Origin of the sequence: Mucilaginibacter sp. (assembly GCF_028287845.1) — a bacterium.
In the GTDB taxonomy this organism is placed as follows: domain Bacteria; phylum Bacteroidota; class Bacteroidia; order Sphingobacteriales; family Sphingobacteriaceae; genus Mucilaginibacter.
In genome coordinates, this window is the sequence record NZ_JAQBOW010000112.1 from 1 (window position 1) to 5744 (window position 5744).

Sequence of the window (5744 nt, forward strand, 5' to 3'; positions counted from 1 at the left end):
TATCATTGGCAATAATGCCTCCAACTTTAGCTGCTGCTAAAAACACATAGTCCGGCTTTTCCTGTTCAAAAAAATCGGCAACTTGTTGCTGGCTGCGCAGGTCCAGTTCAGAAGATATACGGGTTATAATATTTGTATACCCTTCTTTCACCAGCTTACGATAAATAGCCGAACCCACCATTCCTCTATGACCGGCAATATATATTTTGGAGTTTTTATCCATTATTAAATACTATGTTTTGTTTATTATTTGCTGTTCAAATTATTAATTTCCTCTAACGTGGCTACAGCGCTGCCAAATTTAGCCACAACAATTGCTGCCGCGCTATTTGCAAAATCACAGGCTTCGGATATTGATAATTCATTAGCTAATGCAAATGCTAAAGCTGCAATAACCGTATCACCGGCACCTGTTACATCAAATATACCAAGCGCTTTGGTAGGCTTTTTTGTAAGTTTATTTTGGTCATAAATAGCAATACCATCTTCTGACAGGGTAACAATAACAGTTTGGCAAGCTGTTACATCGGCAATTTTTTTACAGGCTTGCTCCAATGTAGTATCGTTTATTATACTTATTCCTGACGCTAACGAGGCCTCCTTTTTATTGGGCTTTATTAAAGTGGCTTTATAATATTTTGACAGGTCTTTATCTTTTGAATCAACTATGGTAATTACTTTATTATCAGTACATAATTTAATAATATTTTTTACCAAACGGGTGCTTAATACACCCTTACAATAATCAGATAATATTACAACATCAAGTTCTGTGATCTTTGTTTTTAAAAACTCAAATATATCATCAGCAATAGCATCGGCACAATAAATTTTATCTTCCTTATCCAACCTTATTAACTGATGCCTGTTTACAACTACTCTTGATTTTATAGTGGTACGACGGTTACCATCCTTTGCAAGATGATAAAAAGCCGGAGTGATTTTTTGCAGCTCTTCAACAACAATCTGGCTTGTATCGTCATTACCGCTTATACTTATAAGTGAACCATCGCAACCAAACGCCTGCAAATTTTTAAGCACATTGCCTGCTCCTCCTAAACTATAAACCTCATCGGTTACATCTATGATTTGCACAGGAGCTTCAGGCGAAATACGATCACACGAACCATTAATATAATGGTCAAGCATTATATCCCCTATTACACAAATTTTTGCTTTTTTATGGTCGGGGAATTTGTATACAGGCATTAGTTATATAAATTGATAAAATGCAAATATCGTTAAATAAGATAATAATAAAGCGCAATAATTTGCTACGCCTGTCCCATTGTACCGCCAAAATTCATCGGGAACCCTGATGTTTCCTGTTGTACTTTAATTCGGCCATTTGCTGCTTCGAATTTTTCAATATTATCTCCAAGGGCCGTTAATAATCTTTTGGCATGCTCCGGCGTTAAAATTATACGTGACTTTACTTTTGCCTTAGGTATACCGGGCATAACACGAATAAAATCAAGTACAAACTCTGAGCTTGAGTGGGTTATTATGGCCAGGTTTGAATAAATACCTTCTGCAATTTCTTCAGAAAGTTCAATATTTAATTGGTTTTCGCTTGGTTCTTCCATACTGCTAAAATAGCAAAAGCCTTCCGTTTTGCGGAAGGCTTGCTAATTTATTTATTGACTTAAATTGATTAAGCTTCTACTTCTTCAGCTTTTGAGGCCATTAAGCGATCAAATTCCTCTTGTGAACCTACACGGATATTTTCGTATTCGCGTAAACCGGTTCCTGAAGGGATAAGGTGACCAACAATTACGTTTTCTTTCAAGCCAAGCATTAAATCTTTTTTACCTGCAATTGCTGCTTCGTTCAGAACCTTGGTGGTTTCCTGGAACGATGCTGCTGAGATAAACGATTTAGTACCTAATGATGCACGGGTAATACCCTGCAACATTGGGCTTGAAGTAGCCGCGATTGCGTCACGCACTTCAACCAGTTTTAAATCTTTACGTTTTAAAATTGAGTTTTCGTCTCTTAACCTACGTACAGATAGTATCTGACCGGCTTTCAGCGTGGCAGAATCTCCCGGCTCAACAACAACCTTTTTATCAAAGATGTCGTCATTTTCCAGCATGAAATCCCAACTGTCAACAGCTTCTTTCTCTAAGAAACGAGTATCGCCCGCGTCTTCGATAGCTACTTTCTGCATCATTTGGTGAACGATAACCTCAAAGTGTTTATCATTGATCTTCACACCTTGTAAACGGTAAACTTCTTGTATACCATTAACCAGATACTCTTGTACTGCAGCCGGGCCTTTAATAGCCAGGATATCAGCAGGAGATATTGAACCATCAGATAACGGCATACCAGCCTTCACAAAGTCATTATCCTGTACAAGGATGTGTTTAGACAATGGAACCAGGTATTTTTTAACTTGTCCGTCTTTTGATTCAATGGTGATCTCACGATTACCACGTTTAACACCACCTAAGGTTACAACACCATCAATTTCGGTAACTACAGCAGGGTTTGATGGGTTACGTGCTTCAAATAACTCTGTTACACGTGGTAAACCACCGGTGATATCTCTTGTTTTACCTGTTGAACGAGGTATTTTAGCGATGATCTGTCCTGTTTGTAATTTCTCGCCTTCATCAACCGCGATGTGAGCGCCTACCGGGATGTTATATCCTTTAATAAGGTTTCCTTTATTATCAGCTACCTGAATAACCGGATTCTTGGTTTTGTCTCTTGTATCAATAATTACCTTTTCGCGGTGACCTGTTTGCTCATCAGATTCTTCACGGAAAGTGATACCCTCTAATACAGCTTCAAACTGCGCCACACCGGCAAATTCTGATATGATAACCGCGTTATACGGATCCCATGAACAAATACGGTCGCCTTTTTTGATTTTGCTGTTATCTTTAATGTATAAGTATGAACCGTATGGAATGTTGTTGGTTACAATAATTTTATTGCTTCCCTCTTCAACTATACGGAACTCGCCTGAGCGGCCTAATACTACATCTACAATGCCGTCTTCAGTTTTATAGGCAACTGTACGCACATTTTCAAATTCAATAACACCGTCAAACCTCGCGTTAATTTGTGATTCTGCAGCAATGTTTGATGCAGTACCACCCACGTGGAATGTACGTAATGTTAACTGTGTACCCGGCTCACCGATTGATTGCGCGGCAATTACACCAACAGCCTCGCCTTTTTGCACGCGTTTACCGCTTGCAAGGTTACGGCCATAACATAATGCACATACACCGCGTTTACTTTCGCATGTTAATACCGAACGTATTTCGATACCCTCTAACGGAGAGTTTTCTATTGTTTTACCAATCTCTTCGGTAATATCCTGACCTGCTGTTACTAACAATTCATTAGTAATAGGATCAAACACATCATGTAAAGAGGTACGGCCCAAAATACGGTCATATAATGGCTCAACAATATCCTCGTTATCTTTTAACGCAGTAGTGTATATACCTCTTAATGTTCCGCAATCAACAGTACCAACTATCATATCCTGTGCAACGTCATGTAAACGACGGGTCAGGTAACCAGCATCAGCTGTTTTCAATGCAGTATCGGCCAAACCTTTACGTGCACCGTGGGTTGATATAAAGTATTCTAATACTGACAAACCTTCTTTAAAGTTTGAAAGGATCGGATTCTCGATAATTTCACCACCTGAACCTGATTTTTGAGGCTTAGCCATCAAACCACGCATACCTGCAAGCTGACGGATCTGCTCTTTAGAACCACGCGCGCCCGAATCAAGCATCATGTAAACAGAGTTAAAGCCCTGATTATCGGTAGATAAGATATCCATTACATTCGCAGTTAAGCGATTGTTGATACGTGTCCAGATATCGATAATCTGATTGTAACGCTCGTTATTGGTAATGAAACCCATGTTATAGTTACCCATTACTTCTTCCACTTGCTTAGAAGCTTGTGCAATAAGTGTAACTTTTTCTGCAGGGATATTGATATCCTTTAAATTAAATGATAAACCACCCTGGAACGCCATTCTGAAACCTAATTCCTTAATATCATCAAGGAACTGGGCAGCGCGTGCCATACCGGTAATTTTTACAACCTCACCAATAATATCACGTAATGATTTTTTGGTAAGCAATTCATTTATGTAACCTACTTCAACCGGAACGTGCTCATTAAACAACACACGGCCAACAGTAGTATCAATAATCTTGCTTACAATAACGCCATCACGTTCTTTAATCAAAACTTTAACCTTTATAAACGCGTGCAGGTCAATTTTGCGCTCATTGTAAGCGATGATAACTTCTTCAGAAGAGTAGAAAGTTAAACCTTCGCCTTTTACAACACGGTCAGCATCAGTTTTACGGCCTTTGGTTATGTAGTACAAACCAAGCACCATATCCTGTGATGGAACGGTAATAGGTGTTCCGTTAGCCGGATTTAAAATATTGTGCGACGCAAGCATTAATACCTGAGCCTCTAATATTGCAGCGTTACCCAGTGGTACGTGAACAGCCATCTGGTCACCGTCAAAATCCGCGTTAAAGGCGGTACAAGTTAACGGGTGCAGTTGTATAGCTTTACCTTCAACCAGTTTTGGCTGGAATGATTGTATACCTAACCTGTGTAACGTAGGCGCACGGTTTAATAACACCGGGTGGCCTTTTAATACATTCTCTAATATATCCCAAACTAATGGGTCTTTACGGTCGACTATTTTCTTGGCAGATTTTACTGTTTTAACCACACCACGCTCAATCATCTTGCGAATGATAAATGGTTTAAACAATTCGGCAGCCATATCTTTTGGTAAACCGCATTCATGTAATTTAAGGTTAGGACCTACAACAATTACAGAACGGGCAGAGTAATCCACACGTTTACCTAATAAATTTTGACGGAAACGGCCTTGTTTACCTTTCAGGATGTCTGAAAGTGATTTCAATGCACGGTTACCTTCGGTTTTCACCGCGTTAACTTTACGTGAGTTATCAAATAACGAATCTACAGCTTCCTGTAACATACGTTTTTCGTTACGTAAAATTACCTCAGGCGCTTTTATCTCGATCAAACGTTTTAAACGGTTGTTACGAATAATTACACGACGGTAAAGATCATTTAAATCTGACGTTGCGAAACGGCCACCTTCAAGAGGTACTAACGGGCGCAACTCAGGCGGGATAACCGGAACGATCTTAACAATCATCCACTCAGGGTTATTCTCTATCCTTGTTTTTGCACCACGGAAAGCCTCAACAACTTGTAAGCGTTTTAACGCTTCGTTTTTACGTTGTTGTGAAGTCTCGGTAGCTGCCTGGTGGCGTAAGCTAAATGATAATTCATCAAGATCAATACGTTTTAATAATTCTTCCAAAGCTTCTGCACCCATTTTGGCTACAAATTTCTGTGGATCCTTATCGTCTAAGTATTGATTTTCTTTTGGAAGCGTATCTAATATATCCAGGTATTCTTCTTCAGTCAGGAAGTCCATTTTCTGGATTCCGTCACTTTCTTTAACACCGGCCTGGATAACTACATATCTTTCATAATATATGATCAGATCAAGTCTTTTTGTAGGTAGGCCCAATAAGTAACCAATTTTATTTGGTAACGAACGGAAATACCAGATGTGAGCAACCGGAACCACCAAATTGATGTGGCCCATACGCTCACGACGCACTTTTTTCTCGGTTACTTCAACACCGCAACGGTCGCACACGATACCTTTGTAACGGATACGTTTGTATTTACCGCAATGG

Annotated in this window: 4 protein-coding genes; all 4 read right to left on the reverse strand. The window is 39.4% G+C overall.

Annotated features, from left to right (window positions below; all coding sequences use genetic code 11):
- On the reverse strand, window positions 1-223 hold a 223-nt coding region (locus tag JWP71_RS11625; protein ID WP_299500003.1), incomplete at its 3' end, for an NAD-dependent epimerase/dehydratase family protein.
- Window positions 224-246: 23 nt separating this feature from the next.
- On the reverse strand, window positions 247-1209 hold the full coding sequence (locus JWP71_RS11630; RefSeq protein ID WP_299500007.1) for a PfkB family carbohydrate kinase: 963 nt from the start codon (window positions 1207-1209) through the stop codon (window positions 247-249).
- A gap of 65 nt (window positions 1210-1274) precedes the next feature.
- Entirely contained in the window at window positions 1275-1586 is a 312-nt protein-coding gene (locus JWP71_RS11635) for a DUF3467 domain-containing protein (protein ID WP_299500009.1), read from the reverse strand.
- A gap of 68 nt (window positions 1587-1654) precedes the next feature.
- Window positions 1655-5744: DNA-directed RNA polymerase subunit beta' (rpoC, locus tag JWP71_RS11640; protein WP_299500010.1), on the reverse strand; the 4090-nt coding region annotated here is incomplete at its 5' end.